The following is a 20,562-nucleotide window of genomic DNA, read 5'->3' as shown; positions in this document are numbered from 1 at the left end:
ATACCTTTGGTGTTCGAATACAGTACAACATCATGAGTAAAGCCGAAAAAACCAAACAATTTATTATTGAAAAAACAGCCCCTTTATTTAATACCAAAGGGTATGCTGCTACTTCCTTGTCAGATATCACAGCGATAACAGGCTTAACTAAAGGAAGTATTTACGGCAATTTTAGCAATAAAGATGAGGTTATTATCGAAGCGTTTAAATACAATGTTTCCCTTTTGCGAAAGAAAATTGGTGGTGCTTTAAACCAAGGAGACAATCCAAAAGAAGCGCTATTAAGCTTTGTTGCTTTTTACCGCAACCATTGGGAATACTTAGTTCAAACGGGAGGATGTGTTTTACTCAATGCTGCTACAGAAGCGGATGATCACCTTTTCTTTTTAAAAGAAAGTGTTCAGCTCAATTTTAAAGCGTGGGAAGATCGCTTGGTTGAGGTAATTAAAGCAGGACAAGTACAAGGGTATTTTAAGCCTGAAATCGCAGCAGACGACATCGCTGCTTTGATGGTTATGCTAGTAGAAGGAGGCGTTTTACTTTCGCGTACTTTGGCCAACAAAAGACATTTGGATATCGCCTTGGATCAAATTGAACGCATGATTACAATCGAAATGTCCTCTTAATCCCAGAAATCATTGGGTAATCAAACGCAATGATTTTTTTTTAAAATTAAAATATACCAATCGGTATATAATTATAACTAGAAACATGAAAAATATGAAAGATGTATTTATTGTAGCCGCTAAACGCACCCCCACAGGAGGATTTTTGGGGAGTTTACAGGCTTTTACCGCTACGGAACTAGGAAGTTTAGTAGCACAAGAAATCAGAAAAGAATTAGACTTGCCAGCCACGGCTATTGATTCTCTGTATATTGGCAATGGGTTAAGTGCAGGTCTTGGACAATCTCCTGCTAGACAAGTAGGTATTCTTTCGGGCTTATCTCCAGATACAGAAGCAACAACCATCAATAAAGTATGTTCCTCTGGACTAAAAGCCGTATCGCTAGCTGCCCAACAAATTCAATTGGGTCAAGAGCACCTTGTTTTAGCGGGTGGTATAGAAAGCATGAGTAATGTTCCTTTCTACTCTTCCCATCGTCAAGCCCATAAATTAGGTCATATCCAAACGATTGATGGACTTTTAAAAGATGGATTAACAGATGCTTATGCACAGTGTCACATGGGAAATGCAGCTGAAATTGGCATCCGACATTTTGCTTTTACAAGAGAAGAACTCGATCAATATGCATTAAACTCCTATACAAAAGCCCAAAAAGCAACAGAAGAAGGAAAATTTAAAGCAGAAATCATTCCTATTGCCTTACCCAAGCAAAAAGAAATGATGGATACAGATGAGGATATTTATAAAATCATCCCTGAAAAACTGCCGCAATTGCGCCCTGTTTTTGAAGAAGGTGGTGCTTTAACGGCAGCAAATTCAAGCAATTTAAATGACGGAGCAGCCCTGTTGCTACTCGCTTCAGCGGAAGCTATACAAAAACATGGGCTCCAGCCTTTGGCTCGTATTGTTTCTTATGCAGATGCTGCACAAGATCCGCTTTGGTTTACGACAGCTCCCGCTCTAGCGATTCCAAAAGCTTTGGAAAGAGCTAATTTAGACCTAGATGCCATTGATCTCTTTGAGATTAACGAAGCCTATGCCTCTGTTCCTTTATCGATTGCTAAACTCCTAGATGTTCCACTCGATCGCATCAATATACGAGGAGGTGCAGTTGCTCTAGGACATCCTATTGGTGCTTCCGGTGCACGTATTTTAGTTACCTTAACACATGCCCTTCAACAGGAAAACAAACGATATGGTTTAGCGGCAATTTGCAACGGCGGTGGCGGCGCAACAGCTTTAATTATTGAGAAATTATAATCAAATACAACAAAAAATGGAAAAATTTGATCTTATCGTTATTGGCTCAGGACCTGGTGGTTATGTAGCAGCTATACGAGCCTCCCAATTGGGTTATAAAACAGCTATTGTAGAAAAATATGAAGGATTGGGTGGAACTTGTACGCATGTAGGTTGTATTCCGACCAAGGCCTTGTTAGACAGTACCCATCACTATGCAGATGCACAACATAAATTCAAATCATACGGCATTGAAATTCAAGACATTCAATTGAATTTCAATCAAATATTTCAACGCAAAGATGAAGTGATTCTGAAAAACACCCAAGGCTTGGACTTTTTGATGCAAAAGAACAAGATTACGCGATTACATGGTACAGCGAGTTTTCAAAACAACACCACTATTACCGTAACTTCCCCAAAAGGAGAGCGTATACAGGTAGAAGCTGATCGATTCATTATTGCAACAGGCTCTAAACCCGCTACCCTGCCTGGGATTACATTGGATAAGAAACGCATCATTAGCTCAACAGAAGCGTTATCCTTAACACAAAAACCGAATAGCATCATCATTGTAGGTGGTGGTGTAATTGGTGTAGAAATGGCTTCTATTTATCACCGTATGGGAACTCAGGTTACGATACTAGAATATGCAAGCAATCTAATCTCCACGATGGATACAGAACTGGGAAAGACTTTACACAAAATACTAAAGAAAGAAGGCATAGCAATCCAACTCGAACAATCCGTCTATCAAGTAGATAACCTAGGAGAACAAGCACGTGTTAAATTCAAAAATAAGCAAGGAGAAGATTATGAACTTCAAGCAGATTATGTTTTAATGGCTGTTGGAAGACGTCCTTATACAGAAGGATTAGGCTTAGAACATACGGCTGTTACATTAAATGCACGTGGTTTTATTGAAACCAACGGACAATTACAGACAAATGCACCAAACATTTATGCTATTGGCGATGTCATTGGTGGTGCCATGCTGGCGCATAAAGCGGAGGAAGAAGCGGTATATGTAGTGGAAACCATCAACGGACAAAAACCCCACATTCACTATAACCGCATTCCCAACGTCGTTTATACTTGGCCTGAAGTTGCTTCTGTTGGAGCTACGGAACAAGAATTAAAGCAGCAAAATACAGTGTATAACGTAGGTAAATTTCCATTTTCAGCCAATGCACGTGCGCGTGCATCGATGGATACAGATGGTTTTGCCAAAGTATTGGTTGACCCAAAATACGGCGAGGTTCTAGGGGTGCATATCATTGGAGCTCGTGCGGCAGATTTAATTGCACAAGCCGTGGTAGCCTTAGAATATGAGGTAACTGCTCAAGACATGTTCTCCATTTCTTATGCTCATCCTACTTTTGCAGAAGTTTTAAAGGATGCCTATCGAATGGCTTATGGACACCCTGCCATCAACATTTAATTTATCTCGTATAGCAACTAAAAAAGAGCTCTTTGAATCAACAAAAGAGCTCTTTTTACTAAAAATAATATTCCCCTTAAACTACTATCCTTTTATTTTTTTCTACTACTGCGATTACTTTAATCCATTTAAAATCTGAATGACTTCTTCTGTGGTTCCCGTTTTTAAATCTTCCGATTTAATTTGCACCATTTGATTTTTACTCACCTTAATATCCTTGATTGCATATACAACTTTATTCGTATCTGGATCCACTGAAATAAAGAATACATAACCTTCTAATCCAACTGGAACCCAACCATAATGCTCAGTAAAAACATCACCTAACTCAGGATGTGTAAGAAATACATCTAAATGTGCTAAACCTTCTTCTCCTTTAACGCCCAAGTAAATCGCTGAATTTTCGTAATTATACCCTGAAGGAACTTTTACGAAAAACTGCGTTTGCTCTCCTTCAAAGCCTGCATATTTATCAATATTAGACCATCCTATTTCTGCGGGTAAATTGCTCCAACCGTTTAGATATAGCACATAGCTATCGTTTTCTTCATCTCCATGCAAAAATCCCATTTCGGTTTGTACGGGGATTTCAGTAAAGGTTAAATCATCTTTTTCATTAACATTCCCTTGCCAAAGCAGCATATCATCCTGAAGTCCTCCCGTATTCTTAGCAGGCACCACCATGTGAATCCCGTAATTGGTTACTTGTTGTCCTTTTACTTTGATATCAAAATAAAACTCTCCTCCTGTAATAATAAACCCACGATATCCTTCCGCCGCTATACGACCATACTCATCTTTAGTCACGTCAAAATAACCCGATTCATCTCGATTCGGGTAAATTCCCATAGTAGGTCGATTAACGAGCGCCATAACTCCCTTATCATATAATTCTATAAAAGTACAAGTTACTTCATCTCCTGTTTCACCCCAATGCTCTTCAGTTCCCAAGTTACTTACCACTACTTCTACTCCTTTTTTACTGACAAAACGGAATCCTCCTTCTTCATTGATTGTAGTAACAAATTCTTGCTTTTGATCAGCTAAAACCGCTTCTCTTAATTCTCCAAATTTAGTAGCCGTTGGAACTTTCAACTCTTCAATCGGTGGCGGAGGTGTAGGACTACTATCATCACTACTACAAGAAATAATTCCCATACCACTTAGTAACATAGCCGAAACAGCTATCATTTGAATTCTTTTTTTCATAACAATTTGATTCAATTAAAAATCAAAACTATTAAATAAATAGCAATAAAAATAAATAAAATTATACCATAAAAGACTAAAAATCAAATTAACAAAACAATTCAATATTAAAAGAAGTTAAAATACTAAAATAATACAAGGTAATAAATTGATTTAAAAATAGTCAATTGCACTATTACTGAAATCTATGGTACTCCTTGAGGGATGTCATCTTTTTTCGCGATATTTGTATGCCTATCCAACAAGGATTTATTTATAATTTTGACTATTGAATCATGACTAAAACTGAAAAAGTAAACTTTGTTCTTGAAACATTAGATGCTTTGTATCCCGAAATACCAGTTCCTTTAGATCACAAGGATGCTTATACATTACTCATTGCAGTGTTACTATCGGCTCAATGTACCGATGAACGCGTAAATAAAATCACGCCTATTCTCTTTGCTAAGGCAGATAACCCTTATGATATGGTTAAGATGACGGTTGAAGAAATTCAAGACATCATTCGTCCCTGTGGATTATCTCCCATGAAAAGTAAAGGGATCTATGGATTATCGAAGATTTTAATTGAAGAGCATCAAGGGGAAGTACCAGCTGATATGGAAGCCTTAGAGCGCTTACCGGCTGTTGGACACAAAACAGCTTCTGTGGTTATGGCTCAGGCTTTTGATATTCCTGCTTTTCCCGTTGACACGCACATCCATCGTTTGCTTTATCGTTGGGGATTTTCAAATGGAAAAAGTGTGCAACAAACGGAAAAAGATGCGAAACGTTTATTTCCTAAAGAACATTGGAATAAACTCCACCTTCAATTGGTATGGTATGGACGTCAGTATTCTCCTGCGAGAGCGTGGAAATTAGAACTGGACATTATTACAAGTGTAATTGGCCGTAAAACGGTACTCAACGAATACTATAAAAAACAAGAAAAAAAAGCATCGAAATAAATTCGATGCTTTTTTTTAGTTCGCTTTTGAAGTCTTTAAATTAGGCTCCATAAAATCGCTCAGTGCTAAATGAGACCAAAACTTAGAATACGTCAATAATTTCTCAATTATTTCAGTCTTAGGTAACTTAGCTTCTTTCGCTTTTAAAAGGGATTTGTAATTTTTTTCCATATAAAATCTGTTAGCTTCCACTTTTAAAAACGCGCAAACTGAGATTTTATTATAGGCTTAGTGAAATTTGTTTTTTTTCCATTAATCTTCTCAAATTGATGATGGCATAACGCATTCTTCCTAAAGCTGTATTAATACTAACATCCGTTACTTCAGCAATTTCTTTGAAACTCAAATCTTGATACAAGCGCATGCGAATTACTTCTTGCTGATCTTCGGGCAATTCCAAAATTAACTGTTGTAAATCTTCCGTGATTTGATGGCTGATTAATGTTTCTTCTATGGTTTCACTATCATCTTTTAAAAAAGTAAAAAATGGTGTTTGTGCACTATCATTGTGAATAATCACTCGTTTTTCTTTGCGATAGTGGTCCATAATCAAGTTGTGTGCAATACGCATTACCCAAGAAATAAACTTTCCTTCTTCGTTGTACTTTCCTGTTTTGAGGGTATTAATTACCTTGATAAAGGTATCTTGAAAAATATCATTGGTTAGTTCAACATCATCTAACTTACTGAAAATAAATCCAAAAATTTTAGCTTGATGTCTTTTGATTAAAATTTCAAGCGCCTGCTCATTGCCTCCTACATAGTGATGCACTAAAGTTGCATCTGGTAATTGAATTAATTCCATAACAAAATTCTTTTATAGCTGTTTTATTCATTTCTAAAAAAGTATTTCTGTTATATAGGCACTTGTATTTATCGGTTAAGTGCTACAAATATATATAAAATATTTTGTTAAAAACAATAGTTTTAAAAAATTGTTAAACGCACCGCTTATTCTTTACTGCCAAAAGCATTTCATAAACAAAGATAAAAGCGTATTTTTGTGTTTCAAATACACGAATCTCCTATGTCTAAAATAGATTTTTCTAAACTAGATCCTAAACACAATATTATAATTAAAGGAGCACATCTGCATAATTTAAAGCATATAGATGTTGTCATCCCGAGAAATCAAATGGTGGTTATCACCGGGCTTTCTGGCTCTGGGAAATCATCTTTGGCCTTTGATACGCTTTATGCTGAAGGACAACGCCGCTATGTAGAGAGTTTATCTTCTTATGCGCGTCAGTTCTTAGGCCGTATTGATAAGCCAAAGGTGGAGTACATCAAAGGGATTGCCCCTGCTATAGCTATTGAACAGAAAGTCAATACGACCAATGCACGATCAACAGTGGGAACATCCACTGAAATCTACGATTATATTAAATTGTTGTTTGCGCGAATTGGACGCACCTACTCTCCTATTTCTGGACAAGAGGTAAAAAAAGATACCGTAACGGATGTCATTCAATTGATTAAATCGTTGCCCTTAGAGAGTAAATGGCTCTTATTGGCACCTTTACTTTTTGAAGAAGGCCGCTCTTTAGCAGAGCATCTAGCTGTTTTATTGAAACAGGGATATGCGCGTTTATTGGTAAAAGGAGAAACAGTTCGATTAGACGAATTTTTACAACTCGAAGAAGACTTGATCAATCAATTTGCCATTGCGGATGTATTGCTTATTGTGGATCGTATTGTAGTTAAAGATACTGATGAGTTTTTCAATCGCTTGGGAGATGCTATTGAAACTGCCTTTTTTGAAGGAAAGGGAACGTGTTATGTTCGCGCTTTGGAAGGTGCTACCCAACATGAATTTAGCAATCGCTTTGAACTTGATGGACTGACCTTTTTAGAGCCTAATATTCATTTGTTCAGCTTTAATAATCCATACGGCGCTTGCCCAACGTGTGATGGCTATGGAAATGTGATTGGTATTGATGAGGAATTGGTTTTCCCTAATACGGGATTATCAGTTTATGAGAATGCCGTATTCCCTTGGCGTGGAGAATCCATGGGATGGTATCGCGATCAATTGGTGCAACATGCGTATAAATTCGACTTCCCTATCCATCGTCCTATCTTTCAGCTTACTGCAGAAGAAATGGCGTTACTATGGGAAGGAAATGAATACTTTACCGGTTTAAATGCCTTTTTTCAAGAACTCGAAGAGAAAAATTATAAGATTCAAAACCGCGTCTTGCTATCGAGATATAGAGGGAAAACAAAATGTCCGACTTGTAAGGGAAAACGCTTGAGAATAGAGGCTAATTATGTCAAAATTGGTGGAAAAACCGTTTCTGACTTAGTGGATATGCCGATTGAAAAATTGTTGGGGTTCTTTAAGGACTTACAACTAAATGAATATGAACAACAAGTAGCCAAACGCTTGTTGATTGAAATCAATAACCGTTTAGGTTTTCTATTGAATGTTGGGTTGGCTTACTTGACGTTGAATCGAAATTCATCTACCTTATCCGGAGGGGAATCTCAACGTATTAATTTAGCTACCTCTTTAGGAAGTAGCTTAGTCGGTTCTATGTATATTCTGGATGAACCTAGTATTGGATTACATCCAAAGGATGGAGAGAAATTGATTCATGTCTTGAAGCAACTTCAAGCATTAGGAAATACAGTTATCATTGTAGAGCACGATGAGGAGATTATGCAAGCAGCAGATCAAATTATCGATATCGGACCTGAAGCAGGTACTTTTGGTGGAGAATTGGTGGCGCAAGGAACATTAGCTGAGATTTTGAAATCGGATTCCTTAACGGCTCAATACCTCAATGGGACAATGGCGATTGAAGTACCTAAAAAACGAAGAAGCTACAAGCATTATATTGATATTATTGGAGCAAGAGAACACAACTTGAAAAATATTGACGTTCGCTTCCCTTTGGATTGCTTAACCGTCATTACGGGAGTATCCGGAAGTGGAAAAAGTACGTTAGTTAAGCGTATTCTATTCCCTGCTTTACAGAAAAAACTAACGGGTTTAAGTGATAAACCAGGACAATTCACTGCTTTAGAGGGTAAGTTTGAGCACATCAAACAAATTGAATATGTGGATCAAAATCCAATCGGAAGAAGTTCGCGTTCTAATCCGGTAACTTATATTAAAGCGTACGATGAGATTCGAGATTTATACGCCAAACAAAATACTTCTAAATTAAGAGGATACCAACCGAAACACTTCTCTTTTAACGTCGATGGTGGTCGATGTGAAGTATGTAAAGGGGAAGGTAATGTAACGGTAGAAATGCAATTTATGGCAGACGTTCATTTGGAATGTGAAGCTTGTCATGGAAAACGCTTTAAGAAAGAGGTACTTGAGGTAAACTTTGAAGGAAAGAACATCGACGATATCTTATGTATGACAATTGATGATGCTTTAGCCTTCTTTAAACAATACAACCAAACCAAAATTGCAACGCGTTTACAGCCGTTACAAGATGTAGGATTGGGATATGTTCAATTGGGACAATCGTCTTCTACACTTTCGGGTGGTGAGGCACAACGTATTAAATTAGCTTCCTTCTTACTGGCAGGATCAACAAGAGAAAAGGTACTTTTTGTCTTTGATGAGCCGACAACTGGATTGCATTTTCACGACATTAAAAAATTATTGACTGCCTTTAATGCTTTGATTGATAAAGGACATTCGATTCTCGTTATTGAACACAATTTGGATTTAATCAAATGTGCTGATTACATCGTGGATATTGGCCCTGAAGGAGGAGAAAATGGCGGTCAATTGATTGCTTTTGGAACACCAGAGGAAGTGGCTCAATGTGCTGAATCTAGTACAGGACAATACTTGAAAAATAAATTGAAATAGGTATGAGGATGGGTTATGAGGTTATGAGTTAGAAGTTATGGGTTATGATGGTGATGAGTGATGAGTGAATTTTAACTTACAAGATATACCTTCGTATTTCCAGATTGCATATTATGTTGAGGGCTAACAAATGGAACTATTATCCAGCTAACAATATATATAAGGTTTGAGAATGGAAAAATAGTCTAATTTCTCCTTAAATAGAAATAGCTCCTCAAATCTTAAACTAAAAAAGAAGTTCTGATAAAAATCAGAACTTCTTTTTTTTCTTTACTATCAAGGAATAAATCTTGTTTAAATTAAAAACGCTCCACCTTAATTTATCTAATCGATCTAAATTTCCCATCTATCTCACATCACTTATTTCCCCATAACCTTTAACTCATAACACATAACCTCATAATCTTATTTCCCATCTCCACCTAAAACACTCACCAAGCGTTCCGTCAAGCGTTTTCGACCAAAATACTGCAAGCCCATAGCGTGTACTTGTAATTGTTTCTGCTGATATTGTTCAAAATACTGCATTAAGATTTCACGTATCTTATCTTTCTCACTGTACAAGGCATTTCGTCCTACATTGGTTTGTTGAATGATTTCAAAGAAATCCGATTCTTCTGGACCAATTGCAAGAATTGGACGTTCTGCTGCCATATATTCGAATAACTTACCAGGAATAATCGCTCTCGTATCATCAGAATCAATCTCAACGAGTAACAAAACCTGAGAAGCACGCATTTGTCTCAATGCTTCTTGATTCTCAACATATCCCCTATTATCCGTACATTCTAGTAGCTTGAACTCTTCTAAAGTATGTAGAATATCCTCGCTTATTTTTCCTATTAACTTCAGTTCAAAGGCTTCTTTGAAGGCTTGATTTTCTCTTCTCAACTCACTGATGGCTTTCCACAACACTCTTGGGTTTCGATTCGAAAGAAAAGATCCAATATGAGCCAACGTAAATTTTTCATCCAGTGGAATTTTCCCTAAATGAACCACATCATAGCCATTGGTGATAATGGCAATCGGTTTATCTGTTTTGGTTTCAAACTCTTTACGCGTCGTTTTACTGGTTACAATCAGCTGATCGGCAGTATTCAACACTTCGCGTTCTAGGGCAATATGTTTTTCTTTTGCTTGATCTGATAGTTTAAGTTCCTTATGATAACCTATTGTTGTCCAAGGATCTCTAAAATCAGCAAACCATTTAATATTCAGTTTTTTCTTCAGAGCCAATCCAATCAAGTGTACACTATGAGGAGGACCTGTCGTAATGATGGTATCAATATCAGGGTGCTGTTTTAAGTAGTCTTTTAAATACGCCACTGAAGGCTTAACCCAACCAATACGCGCATCTGGAATAAACATATTTCCTCTAATCCACAACAGTAATTTATCCCATTTGGATTGATTGCGAACTTGGGGAATCATACCTGAGCTCATTGTTTGTGCTCGTTGTCCCGCCAATTTCTTTGCCAGTCCATAAGGCTCCTTGATTTTATGTCGAAGAATCGTAACCGAAGGATCTACTTCTTGTTCTAGCTGTGTATCGATCAACGGATAATTAGCTCCATCTGGTACATACACAATGGGTTCTATATTAAAATCTGGGAGATACTTGACAAATTTCAGCCAACGTTGTACCCCTGGGCCACCTGCTGGAGGCCAATAATAACAGATAATTAATACTTTCTTCTTTTCTTTTTTCATTTCCATTTTATCTCCTACATCCTAATTTATTCTTCTTTTCTTTTTTTCTTCATTGACCAACCTATTGCTCCAGCAGAGGCTAGTAAAATCAACAGCGCACTAGCTAAGGCAATTCGACTTCCCGTTTTGACTACCTGAGGCTCAAACGCAAATTCAACCGTATGTTTCCCTTGAGGTAATTCAATTGCACGCAAGACATAATCTACAGCTAAAATAGGCACTTCCTGTCCATCAACTTTAGCTATCCATCCCTGCGGATAATAAACCTCTGAAAACACAGCCAAACCTTCATTTGTATTTTCTGCTTCATACACTAATTGATTAGCCTTATAAGACACAAGCTTAATAGAAGCTAAAGAATCTACAGTATACGTATCTTTTACTGCTTGTGTAAACGCATTCGTATTCAATACTGCTGTTGTTTTTGTGTTGAGGTCACTCAACGCTTTCATCTCCTGATCTGGAGTAGTTACTTTTTGAACAGCTGAAACAAACCAAGCATTTCCATTTGCTTCGTTGTTTAACATCGCTACACTACGTCCTTCTTCATCCGCTTGAATCACATATTTAACATTCATCATATTAAATACTGGCATCGGATTTTTACTCATTTGGTAATCAGCCAACTGCTGAATTCTTCTTGGCTTAGCTGCATGATATCCTCCCAAAGATTGATGGAAATAAGACGCTTTCGCACTATTTAATCCCCCTTGCGTATCGAATACTCTAAAGTGTGTTGGATCATTTAAAATTTGTTTATCTGCTTGTGTGATATCAAAAGGTTCTTGCATTTTTCTCGCCGCTACAAATGATTCATCATTTACGTATTTGCGATCCACCATCACTAAATCTCCCACCAATAAACACCCGATAATAACCAAAGCATACATTTCTTTCATTTTGTCTTTTGCAAATAAAAACAAAATGGCAGCTGTAGCTAAAATCAACAAGAACGAACGAATCAAATCACTCGTATACATTGCTTTTCGCTCTTCAATCAAGGCGCGAATAAACCCAGGTCCTACTTCTCCATAAGCCATGCGGTAATAGTCGTCATTTAACCCCGTGAAAGAAAGTGTTCCTTTAATTGCAAACAAGAATACCAAGATTCCACCTGCAATAAAACCAGATTTCTTCAGTGCATCAATTTGCTGTTTTTGCTCTAGTTTAAAGAAGTTATAAAGTCCTAATACAGCTAGTACAGGAATACACATTTCCAAGATAACCTGAATAGAAGATACGGCTCTAAACTTGTTGTACATCGGTACAAAATCAATGAATAGATTTGTAACCACCGCAAAGTTTTTACCCCAAGATAGGATTAGTGCCATCAACGCTCCAACAAAGAAAATATACTTTAATTTGCGCTTTTCTGTAAACATACCCAAGACAAATAAGAAGAACACAACAGCTCCAATATAAGCTGGTGCAGCCACAATAGGCTGATCCCCCCAATACGTTGGTGCTTGTTTACTCATATCTTGTGCTTGCTGTGGATTAGCTCCAATAGACGTGAAATAGCGATATACCGCATTGTCTTTTTCAAGGGCTTCATTATTTGCTCCACCCGTTAATCGAGGTGCGATTAGATTTAAACTCTCGAAAACGCCATAACTATATTCTGTAATATAATCGTAACTCATTGCATTGGAAGACGTTTTAGGAGAACCATCGGGTTCATACGTCAACTCACTTGAACTTCGTGTACTAAACTTCGTGTATTCTGCAGTGGCCATAATATTGGTTGCATTTGCTCCAATACTCAATACCGCTGCCCCGACAAGAATACCATACGCGATACCTAAGCCTTTCCAATCTTTGGCTTTGCTATATTCATAAGTATAAGCGATGGCTACTACCAGAAGAAACAATAGCAAATAATAGGTCATTTGGAAGTGATTGGCACTGATTTCCAGCGCTGCGGCGAGGACAGTTAAGATCCCTCCAGCAACATATTTTTTTCTAAATACGAGCAAAACCCCAGCAACCACCATAGGCATATAAGCAATGGCATGTGCTTTGGCATTGTGTCCCACACCTAGGATAATGATTAAGTAAGTAGAAAATCCAAACGCTAAAGATCCTATAAAAGCTTTTAACGGACGAACCCCTAAGGCCATCATTAAAGCATAAAATCCGATGAAGTAAAGAAATAAATAATCTGCAGGACGCGGTAAAAATCGAATCGCTGTATCTAAATGCTTAACGAAGTTATAGGGATACTTAGCTCCCAACTGATAGGTTGGCATTCCACCAAATGCGCTATTGGTCCAATAAGGTTCTTCGTTAAATTCGGCTCTGAAATTATTCTGTTCTTTAGCCATTCCAGTATACTGCACAATATCAGACTGATATATGACTTTATTCTGTAATACTGGTGAAAAATAGAGTAAAGCTACTACGATAAAACCGACCAACACCAAGAGATGTGGTACATACTTTTTTACTGCATTCATGCTATAAAATTACTTTGCGAGGTTTGAATTCTGTTCAATTAGCTAAAGTAAGTAATTTTAAGATTAGATGGTTTTGTTTTTGGCTTTTTTGTTTTTTTATGAGTCGCTTTTTATAGGTTGTAAGTCCCTCTCCTATTTTTGCGCTATTTATTACCTAAATTCTCCCAAAGGAATTGTGTTCGCTATTTCATATATAATCCTTGGATTGGTAATGCTTCTTGCTCTTTTATGACCACATACCGATTGAAACCCCATTAACAAACAGCATAAAAAAAGCTCCTATAAAAGGAGCTTTACATTATTTTTTTTCAATCTCTTCAAAATCAATATACTCGCCAACTACTTTGGTCGAACGTGGAAATTTGTCCTTCCCTTCTGACGATTGATTCGTATAATTAGGTTCTTCTTGAGTTGATCTATTATTTTGTTGATAAAAATCTTGCTGTTGCTGTTGAAAATTTCGTTCTACTTTTTTTGCCATTTTATAGACAAAAAGTGGAAATAAATAACGCATCGCAAATTTAAAAGCATAATAAATCACTACAATGATGACTAAGGTTCTTAAAAAACTTCCAAATGATGCTATATCCATACTTTACCTTTTTTTTCAAAAATAACATTTTTTTCCATCATCTACTGCCATCAATTCTTAAATAATTGATAAATTAAACCTAGTCTTTTTCAGCCTTCCACGCTTTATAGCCTCCAGCTAATTCAATGACATCAAATCCTGCTTCTTGCATTTTTTCAGCTGCAGCTGCACTTCTCTTCCCGGATTGACAAAAGATATAAACGGGCTGTTTCTTATCCAATTGTTTGATATTTTTTGAAAAACCTTCGTCTAAAAAATCAATATTGATGGCATTTAAAATCGTACCTTCTTTGTATTCTTTTGGCGTACGTACATCGATTAGCTGTACTTTTTTATTCGCAATTTGCGATTCAAAAGTGGTTGGATTTACTAATTCTTTCGCTTTAACTTCCTGAGCACTAACCTTAAAAAATGAAAACATTAGTAAGATAGCTGTTAAAATTATATTCTTCATCTTATTTTTAATCTAAAAATTTTTTAATCAAGTGACAAATATCAGTATTATTCTTTTTGATTCCTGCTACATTTGTTACAAATATACGAAAAATGGCTACCCCTCTGATACAAAAATACAACGTACCAGGACCTCGTTATACGAGTTATCCTACTGTACCCTACTGGGACGAAACAAGTTTTTCCCGTGATAAATGGTTGAAAAGCGTAAAGGAGACCTTTGATCAAACCAATGAGCAAGAAGGTATTAGTCTATATATACACTTACCTTATTGCGAGAGTTTATGTACGTTTTGTGGTTGTCATAAACACATCACCAAACGCCATGAAGTTGAAGTTCCTTATATCCAAGCTATATTAAAGGAATGGGAGTTGTATTGTAACATTTTAGTTGACAAACCTATTATCAAGGAAATTCACCTTGGAGGTGGAACCCCTACTTTCTTTGCTCCTGCGCACTTGCAAACCTTAATTGAAGGCATCTTATCCCGTGGAATCAAAGCAGAGGGTTATGAATTCAGTTTCGAAGGACATCCTAATAATACCACAAGAGAACATTTACAAACTTTATATAACCTCGGTTTTCGAAGAGTTAGCTTTGGCGTACAAGATTATAATCGCGAGATACAGAAGGCCATAAATCGTAATCAAACGTTTCACGATGTCGCTAAAGTAACTCTTTGGGCCAAGGAAATGGGGTATACTTCTATTTCCCACGATATTATATTTGGTCTGCCTTTTCAACAAATTGAGCACGTAATTGATACGATTGAGAAAACGAAATCGCTCTCACCTGATCGTTTGGCTTTTTACAGCTATGCGCATGTGCCTTGGATCAAAGGAAATGGGCAACGCGGATTCAAAGATGAGGATGTGCCAAAAGATGAAGAAAAAAGAAAGCTTTACGAAATTGGCAAAAACTTGTTAGAAGAAAAAGGCTACATTGAAATTGGTATGGATCACTTTGCGTTGAAAACAGATTCTTTATACAAAGCAATGAATACCAATAGCATTCATCGAAACTTTATGGGATACACTTCTTCTAAAACAGATTTAATGATTGGCTTAGGGGTGTCTTCTATTAGTGATAGTTGGACTGCCTTCGCTCAAAATGAAAAAAATATAGGAGCCTACTACGAAGCTTTAGCTAATAATGAGATTCCAGTAGTCAAAGGACACATTTTAAATGAAGAAGATTTGATAATTAGAAAACATATCCTACATTTAATGTGTAATTTACAAACGGATTTAACTAGCGATTTACATTTGATTGATTTTACTCCTATGTTAGAGGAATTAAAAGAGATGGAAAATGACCAGCTAATTACCATTCAAAACAATGTAATTACCATCAACAAATTAGGCCGTGCCTTTGTACGCAACATTTGTATGGCGTTGGATTTGCGCTTACAACGCAATAAACCTGAACGCGCTTTATTTTCTATGACTATTTAAGCTATACTATGAATAAAAAAATTGAAAAAATAACTACTTATCTTGTTTTGTTACTGCTTGTATATGGCATTTATCAATTGGATATCGATCAATTATGGTCAATCCAAGTCAATTGGTTCTCCTTTTTAGCCTTTTTGATTTTCTTTTGCTATTTGATATTTTCATTAAAGAAGGCTGCAAAACAACAAGATTTACAAAAAGGAAAGTAAGTAATTCAGATAGCTCTTTGTCCTTATGACAAACGAGTTACTATTAAATAATAAGACGACGATAAAAGCCTATTTTTATCGTCGTTTTTTTTATTTCTAGCCTTATTCGAATGGATTTATTCTTGTTTTTTTCTTACTTTCGTTCTGTAAATTAAGATAAACATACCACCCTACTAAGCTTAAAAAAAGACTCTTTTGACACAAGAAAAGAAGATAATAACAAAAGCTACAGTTGGAAATTAATGTTGATTCACATTAAAAAAGCAAACATGAACAAAGCTACACCCTCGTTTATCCTTCCTGTTCTTTTTATCGGATTTTTAGTTTGGCTTCTAGCCACTTTAGCGTTTCGTTTCGCTGGACAGTTCTTCTTTCTCACGGAGTCTCCTACAATTTTATCCATCTTGTATCTAATTGTCGTTCCTTCCATGATTTTCCTTTCTTTATTCACGTTTAAGAAATTCAATTTAGTTGGATTTGAAAAAACAGCGGCAGGAATTCTTTTGGTATTACCAGGTATGCTTATCGATACATTTGCCATTCAGTTTTTTGAGGCAATCTTTCCCAATATGCCAGCAACGAGAGCTGCTTCTTTTGGTTCTTGGTTGATGTGGGCTTATTCTATTGTATTAGTTACTGCTATAATTAGCGGAATACGCCCAAAACAAAAGTAAAAATCATCATTTATCAATGAATAAATACAAAAAAAGGAGAACGATACCGCTCTCCTTTTATTTTTATGTTTGTATTTTAATACCATTCTACTAGTGAAATTCCGATACCAATGGTGGTTTGGTTCCAGTTGTAATCAATCATGGATTCGCCATAACCATTATTCATCACGAAAAATGCTTTGAGGTTATTTTTGATGGGATAGGTATACGTAAATTCATGGAATCCTTTATAGTGTGAATTCAAACGCATATTGTTTCGCATCATAAAAGTAAAGACTTGTCCATTTCTTTGGTAAGCAACCGTTACTTCTCCTTTACCTGCATATTCTGTGATACTTGCATTATCGTCACTTTTGTTCTTTTCTTTTAATCGCATCCAAGGTTTAACCATGAATGTCCAATCATTATATTCCATACCCAAATGGAAAATTAAACGATTCCAACTTCGAGAACTCGGTTGACTTTTCCCATTGGATTGATGATTAAAAGCGATTCCTGCCATCTTAAATTTAAGATTTGACAAGGACAGATCTAGTGGATAGTTAAAAATAACCTCAGGTTCGTAATTGAGCTCTCTAAAAGGTCGAGATACTTTCACATTATACGCTTGCCAGTTCGCTGTTTGCGTAAATGCCAACCAGATATCCCCTTTACCAAACAAAAGTCCTTCCGTCACTTTTGTTTTAAAACTCAATTGAAAACGTATTTCAACATGATTATAATCAATGGCATCTGGTTGTCCCATGTGCTCACTAAAGCTAAAAGGCTGATCATTGGGTTTACTACTCCAACGCGCAGGAAGCAAATACACCGGTTTATAAGGAGAAATCGTAAACGTTTTACTCCTTGCTGTAGGAGCTAAATCCCATCGCTCAGTTAATGAGTGTGATTCTGGGACACCAAATAGGTTATCACGAACAGATTCTTGTTCTTGCCCATAAGCACTTCCTATTGTGGCTAGCGCCATAAACCCACTTATTATCTTCGCTATACTTCTAACCATCTCCTATTCTATTTCTGTTTCTTTCTTATCCTAGTACGATGTCACATTCAAGCTTTCCTCTTGTTAAAACAAGCTACTTTGTCCGTCTTCATCTATATTAACATCTGGTAAATTCTCTACATCATAGGTAATTACTTCCTCTTCTTCCACTACTTCTTCATAGGGTAAAGATTCCAAATGATCAATTTGTTTTACTTTGTCAGCCGTTAATTGGTTGCCTAAAGCTTTAATTCCCTTAATCGTTATAAATTGCTCTAAATCAAGAACTAAGTTTTCTTTCTGTACTCCTTTTACTTTAGAAAAAACAACCTCTACTACTGGGCGATAATCCGTTGAAATCAATTCCAATTTTGAATTCTCATGTTCAGAAATAAACACATCTTCTCTATTTTCATTTTCAACCACAAATCGCTTCACATAGTATCTTGCTTTTTCGCCATCATAATAAATAGCAGAAATAGGCTTCGTCGGTTTCCATTTTTCCAAAACAATCATGTCTTCATCAAAATGCGTAGTCAATTCAGGAACAACTGTTTTGACTCTTCCGCTTTGAGTGATGATCAACAAGCGATCTTCTGGTTTGAATTCTCCAAGTAAATCTCCTCTTCCTTCTACATTCAATCTTCTTACTGTATCATCATACCAAATTTTGCGCGGACGCAAGGTAGAAATTCCCTTTTCTTTGAGTTCGATTTTCTTGATAGCATATTTCGTTACCAGGTTTCCTTTTGCGATACGTCCTTTAATCAATAGATCAGCAAAATCAACATCAAATTTCAATTTCTTGACATTACTCAATTGACGCAACAAAATCGTTACGACTTCCGCTTCTCCATTAGGATTGGCAGAGAAATACAAGATTTGTGAACCTGTATTACCTTGCGTTAAGTCGTATACTTTGTCACGGGTAATACTCATTACGTTAAAACGCTTGATATACGTTGGACCTGATTTTCCATCGCGATAAATCAAGTTGTAAATGGTGCGTTTATCGTTTTTAGCAAATACATCAATATGAATGATATCTTTCCCAACGAAACGCTTCTCTTCCACTTTTGAAATCACCATCGATCCATCGCGTAAAAAGACGATAATATCATCAATATCAGAACAATCGCAAACGTATTCATCTTTTCGCAATGAAGTTCCAAAGAACCCTTCCTGTCTATTGACATATAGTTTTGTGTTTCTTAAAACCACTTTCGTTGCTTCAATAGTATCAAAACTTCTCAATTCCGTTTTACGTTCTTTTCCTTTACCGTATTTCTCTTTCAAATTAGTAAAGTACTTGATAGCGAAATCAACCAAGTGTGCTAAATTATATTTCACTTGTTCGATTTCCCCTTCTAAAGATTCAATTTGTTGATTGGCTTTATCAATATCAAAACGAGAAATACGCTTGATTCGAATTTCGGTCAATCGGATAATATCCTCCTGTGTAACTGCTCTCTTCAAATGAACCACAAAAGGTTTTAATCCTTCATCAATCGATGAAAGCACTCCTTCCCATGTTTCTTCTTCCTCAATTGCACGATAAATTCTATTTTCAATGAAAATACGCTCTAAGGATAAGAAGTGCCATCTTTCTTCTAACTCCCCTAATTCGATTTCCAGCTCTTGCTTTAATAGATCAACCGTTTGATGTGTTGAACGTTTTAGCATATCTGAAACCCCAATAAACAGTGGTTTGTTATCTTGAATGATACAAGCTAAAGGCGCAATAGATGTTTCACATCCCGTGAAGGCATATAAAGCATCAATTGTTTTATCTGGAGACGTTCCAGGAGGCAAGTGGATTAAGATTTCCACATTTGCCGCTGTATTGTCTTCAATTTTTCTAATTTTTAATTTCCCTTTCTCATTGGCTTTCAATATACTATCGATCAACGAAGTCGTAGTAGTTGAAAAAGGAATCTGCGTAATAACTAAAGTATTCTTGTCTAATTGCGAGATACGCGCACGTACACGTACACGTCCACCGCGCAATCCATCATTATAATTAGATACATCAGCAATTCCCTCCGTTGGGAAATCCGGATATAGGGTAAACGGTTTTCCTTTTAAAATTTTGACTGAAGCATCAATAAGTTCGATGAAGTTATGAGGCAATACTTTCGTTGATAAACCTACGGCAATTCCTTCCGCTCCTTGTGCCAATAGCAAAGGGAACTTTACAGGTAAATTCACAGGTTCATTACGACGACCATCATAAGACAACTGCCAATGTGTAATTTTAGGCGAATAAAGTACCTCTAAGGCAAACTTGCTCAAACGCGCTTCAATATAACGCGAAGCTGCTGCCCCATCCCCCGTTAGGATATTTCCCCAGTTTCCTTGCATGTCAATGAGCAATTCTTTTTGCCCTAACTGCACCATAGCATCTCCAATACTTGCATCCCCGTGAGGGTGATACTGCATCGTATGCCCAACAACGTTGGCTACTTTATTGTATCGTCCATCATCCAATTCCTTCATGGAATGCATGATACGACGCTGAACAGGCTTAAAACCATCCTCAATAGCAGGTACGGCACGTTCTAAAATAACATACGAGGCATAGTCCAAGAACCATTCCTTGTACATGCCCGTAACCTTAGTAATCGTTTCCTTTTCCTCTTCTTCTTGTAATTCCGTATGATCTTCTACAAACTCCCCATTTTCTAGGTTATTTGGTTGGATATCTTCATTCAAATTATCTTCAGTACTCAT

General features: G+C 36.7%; 17 protein-coding genes. 8 read left to right on the top strand and 9 right to left on the bottom strand.

Going from position 1 to position 20,562, the window contains the following annotated elements; genetic code table 11:
* Window positions 1-32: 32 nt before the first annotated feature.
* From ACUTSE_RS14200 to lpdA, 3 genes are all read left to right on the top strand, one after another.
* Window positions 33-626 carry a TetR/AcrR family transcriptional regulator gene (locus tag ACUTSE_RS14200; RefSeq protein ID WP_445640717.1) on the top strand — a complete coding sequence of 198 codons (594 nt, stop codon included), beginning with the start codon at window positions 33-35 and terminating at the stop codon, window positions 624-626.
* Window positions 627-711: 85 nt separating this feature from the next.
* Complete coding sequence (locus tag ACUTSE_RS14195; protein ID WP_445640716.1) at window positions 712-1,887, top strand: thiolase family protein; 1,176 nt, start codon at window positions 712-714, stop codon at window positions 1,885-1,887.
* A 16-nt stretch (window positions 1,888-1,903) separates the two neighbouring features.
* Window positions 1,904-3,307: a dihydrolipoyl dehydrogenase gene (gene lpdA / locus ACUTSE_RS14190; protein ID WP_445640715.1), complete on the top strand. Its 1,404-nt coding sequence runs from the start codon at window positions 1,904-1,906 to the stop codon at window positions 3,305-3,307.
* Between the two features lie 114 nt (window positions 3,308-3,421).
* On the opposite strand, the gene ACUTSE_RS14185 is transcribed toward lpdA, so the two are convergent.
* Window positions 3,422-4,516 carry a hypothetical protein gene (locus ACUTSE_RS14185; RefSeq protein ID WP_445640714.1) on the bottom strand — a complete coding sequence of 365 codons (1,095 nt, stop codon included), beginning with the start codon at window positions 4,514-4,516 and terminating at the stop codon, window positions 3,422-3,424.
* A 275-nt stretch (window positions 4,517-4,791) separates the two neighbouring features.
* Between ACUTSE_RS14185 and ACUTSE_RS14180 the strand changes: the two genes are divergently transcribed.
* Window positions 4,792-5,463 (top strand): endonuclease III domain-containing protein, encoded by a 672-nt coding sequence (locus tag ACUTSE_RS14180; RefSeq protein WP_115090442.1) that lies wholly within the window; start codon window positions 4,792-4,794, stop codon window positions 5,461-5,463.
* 15 nt (window positions 5,464-5,478) lie between these two features.
* On the opposite strand, the gene ACUTSE_RS14175 is transcribed toward ACUTSE_RS14180, so the two are convergent.
* Together ACUTSE_RS14175 and ACUTSE_RS14170 are read right to left on the bottom strand one after the other, a co-directional pair.
* Entirely contained in the window at window positions 5,479-5,634 is a 156-nt protein-coding gene (locus tag ACUTSE_RS14175; RefSeq protein ID WP_445640713.1) for a hypothetical protein, read from the bottom strand.
* A gap of 49 nt (window positions 5,635-5,683) precedes the next feature.
* Window positions 5,684-6,268 carry a sigma-70 family RNA polymerase sigma factor gene (locus ACUTSE_RS14170; RefSeq protein ID WP_115090443.1) on the bottom strand — a complete coding sequence of 195 codons (585 nt, stop codon included), beginning with the start codon at window positions 6,266-6,268 and terminating at the stop codon, window positions 5,684-5,686.
* Between the two features lie 222 nt (window positions 6,269-6,490).
* Here ACUTSE_RS14170 and uvrA point away from each other — a divergent pair, with 222 nt between their 5' ends.
* Window positions 6,491-9,301 (top strand): excinuclease ABC subunit UvrA, encoded by a 2,811-nt coding sequence (gene uvrA / locus ACUTSE_RS14165; protein ID WP_445640712.1) that lies wholly within the window; start codon window positions 6,491-6,493, stop codon window positions 9,299-9,301.
* Window positions 9,302-9,706: 405 nt separating this feature from the next.
* Here uvrA and ACUTSE_RS14160 read toward each other — a convergent pair whose 3' ends face one another.
* The 4 genes from ACUTSE_RS14160 to ACUTSE_RS14145 all read right to left on the bottom strand — a co-directional run bounded on the left by ACUTSE_RS14160 (window position 9,707) and on the right by ACUTSE_RS14145 (window position 14,513).
* On the bottom strand, window positions 9,707-11,011 hold the full coding sequence (locus ACUTSE_RS14160) for a glycosyltransferase family 4 protein (RefSeq protein ID WP_445640711.1): 1,305 nt from the start codon (window positions 11,009-11,011) through the stop codon (window positions 9,707-9,709).
* A gap of 26 nt (window positions 11,012-11,037) precedes the next feature.
* Window positions 11,038-13,467, bottom strand: coding sequence for a YfhO family protein (locus tag ACUTSE_RS14155; RefSeq protein WP_445640710.1), 2,430 nt, complete (start codon window positions 13,465-13,467; stop codon window positions 11,038-11,040).
* Window positions 13,468-13,765: 298 nt separating this feature from the next.
* On the bottom strand, window positions 13,766-14,059 hold the full coding sequence (locus ACUTSE_RS14150) for a DUF4834 family protein (protein WP_002985005.1): 294 nt from the start codon (window positions 14,057-14,059) through the stop codon (window positions 13,766-13,768).
* 79 nt (window positions 14,060-14,138) lie between these two features.
* The gene (locus tag ACUTSE_RS14145) at window positions 14,139-14,513 is read right to left on the bottom strand and encodes a rhodanese-like domain-containing protein (RefSeq protein ID WP_445640709.1); all 375 of its coding nucleotides are present in this window, start codon (window positions 14,511-14,513) and stop codon (window positions 14,139-14,141) included.
* Between the two features lie 92 nt (window positions 14,514-14,605).
* Between ACUTSE_RS14145 and hemN the strand changes: the two genes are divergently transcribed.
* From hemN to ACUTSE_RS14130, 3 genes are all read left to right on the top strand, one after another.
* Complete coding sequence (gene hemN / locus ACUTSE_RS14140) at window positions 14,606-15,967, top strand: oxygen-independent coproporphyrinogen III oxidase (protein ID WP_115090448.1); 1,362 nt, start codon at window positions 14,606-14,608, stop codon at window positions 15,965-15,967.
* 8 nt (window positions 15,968-15,975) lie between these two features.
* Window positions 15,976-16,176 carry a hypothetical protein gene (locus ACUTSE_RS14135; RefSeq protein ID WP_445640708.1) on the top strand — a complete coding sequence of 67 codons (201 nt, stop codon included), beginning with the start codon at window positions 15,976-15,978 and terminating at the stop codon, window positions 16,174-16,176.
* Window positions 16,177-16,445: 269 nt separating this feature from the next.
* A complete protein-coding gene (locus tag ACUTSE_RS14130) occupies window positions 16,446-16,850 on the top strand; it encodes a DUF5367 domain-containing protein (protein ID WP_445640707.1) in 405 nt (134 codons plus the stop codon).
* Window positions 16,851-16,926: 76 nt separating this feature from the next.
* Here ACUTSE_RS14130 and ACUTSE_RS14125 read toward each other — a convergent pair whose 3' ends face one another.
* Window positions 16,927-17,853 carry a phospholipase A gene (locus tag ACUTSE_RS14125; protein ID WP_445640706.1) on the bottom strand — a complete coding sequence of 309 codons (927 nt, stop codon included), beginning with the start codon at window positions 17,851-17,853 and terminating at the stop codon, window positions 16,927-16,929.
* A gap of 63 nt (window positions 17,854-17,916) precedes the next feature.
* On the bottom strand, window positions 17,917-20,562 hold the full coding sequence (locus ACUTSE_RS14120) for a DNA gyrase/topoisomerase IV subunit A (protein ID WP_445640705.1): 2,646 nt from the start codon (window positions 20,560-20,562) through the stop codon (window positions 17,917-17,919).

This window comes from Myroides sp. TSA_177.3 (assembly GCF_052691955.1).
The sequence above is the reverse complement of the archived record's forward strand: the minus strand, read 5'-3'. Positions and strand labels throughout refer to the sequence as shown.

Excerpts from the sequence above, each read along its gene's own strand:
- ACUTSE_RS14200 (WP_445640717.1), top strand. The coding sequence starts at position 33 with ATGAGTAAAGCCGAAAAAACCAAACAATTTATTATTGAAAAAACAGCC.
- ACUTSE_RS14195 (WP_445640716.1), top strand. The coding sequence starts at position 712 with ATGAAAAATATGAAAGATGTATTTATTGTAGCCGCTAAACGCACCCCC.
- lpdA (WP_445640715.1), top strand. The coding sequence starts at position 1,904 with ATGGAAAAATTTGATCTTATCGTTATTGGCTCAGGACCTGGTGGTTAT.
- ACUTSE_RS14185 (WP_445640714.1), bottom strand. The coding sequence starts at position 4,516 with ATGAAAAAAAGAATTCAAATGATAGCTGTTTCGGCTATGTTACTAAGT.
- ACUTSE_RS14180 (WP_115090442.1), top strand. The coding sequence starts at position 4,792 with ATGACTAAAACTGAAAAAGTAAACTTTGTTCTTGAAACATTAGATGCT.
- ACUTSE_RS14175 (WP_445640713.1), bottom strand. The coding sequence starts at position 5,634 with ATGGAAAAAAATTACAAATCCCTTTTAAAAGCGAAAGAAGCTAAGTTA.
- ACUTSE_RS14170 (WP_115090443.1), bottom strand. The coding sequence starts at position 6,268 with ATGGAATTAATTCAATTACCAGATGCAACTTTAGTGCATCACTATGTA.
- uvrA (WP_445640712.1), top strand. The coding sequence starts at position 6,491 with ATGTCTAAAATAGATTTTTCTAAACTAGATCCTAAACACAATATTATA.
- ACUTSE_RS14160 (WP_445640711.1), bottom strand. The coding sequence starts at position 11,011 with ATGAAAAAAGAAAAGAAGAAAGTATTAATTATCTGTTATTATTGGCCT.
- ACUTSE_RS14155 (WP_445640710.1), bottom strand. The coding sequence starts at position 13,467 with ATGAATGCAGTAAAAAAGTATGTACCACATCTCTTGGTGTTGGTCGGT.
- ACUTSE_RS14150 (WP_002985005.1), bottom strand. The coding sequence starts at position 14,059 with ATGGATATAGCATCATTTGGAAGTTTTTTAAGAACCTTAGTCATCATT.
- ACUTSE_RS14145 (WP_445640709.1), bottom strand. The coding sequence starts at position 14,513 with ATGAAGAATATAATTTTAACAGCTATCTTACTAATGTTTTCATTTTTT.
- hemN (WP_115090448.1), top strand. The coding sequence starts at position 14,606 with ATGGCTACCCCTCTGATACAAAAATACAACGTACCAGGACCTCGTTAT.
- ACUTSE_RS14135 (WP_445640708.1), top strand. The coding sequence starts at position 15,976 with ATGAATAAAAAAATTGAAAAAATAACTACTTATCTTGTTTTGTTACTG.
- ACUTSE_RS14130 (WP_445640707.1), top strand. The coding sequence starts at position 16,446 with ATGAACAAAGCTACACCCTCGTTTATCCTTCCTGTTCTTTTTATCGGA.
- ACUTSE_RS14125 (WP_445640706.1), bottom strand. The coding sequence starts at position 17,853 with ATGGTTAGAAGTATAGCGAAGATAATAAGTGGGTTTATGGCGCTAGCC.
- ACUTSE_RS14120 (WP_445640705.1), bottom strand. The coding sequence starts at position 20,562 with ATGAGTACTGAAGATAATTTGAATGAAGATATCCAACCAAATAACCTA.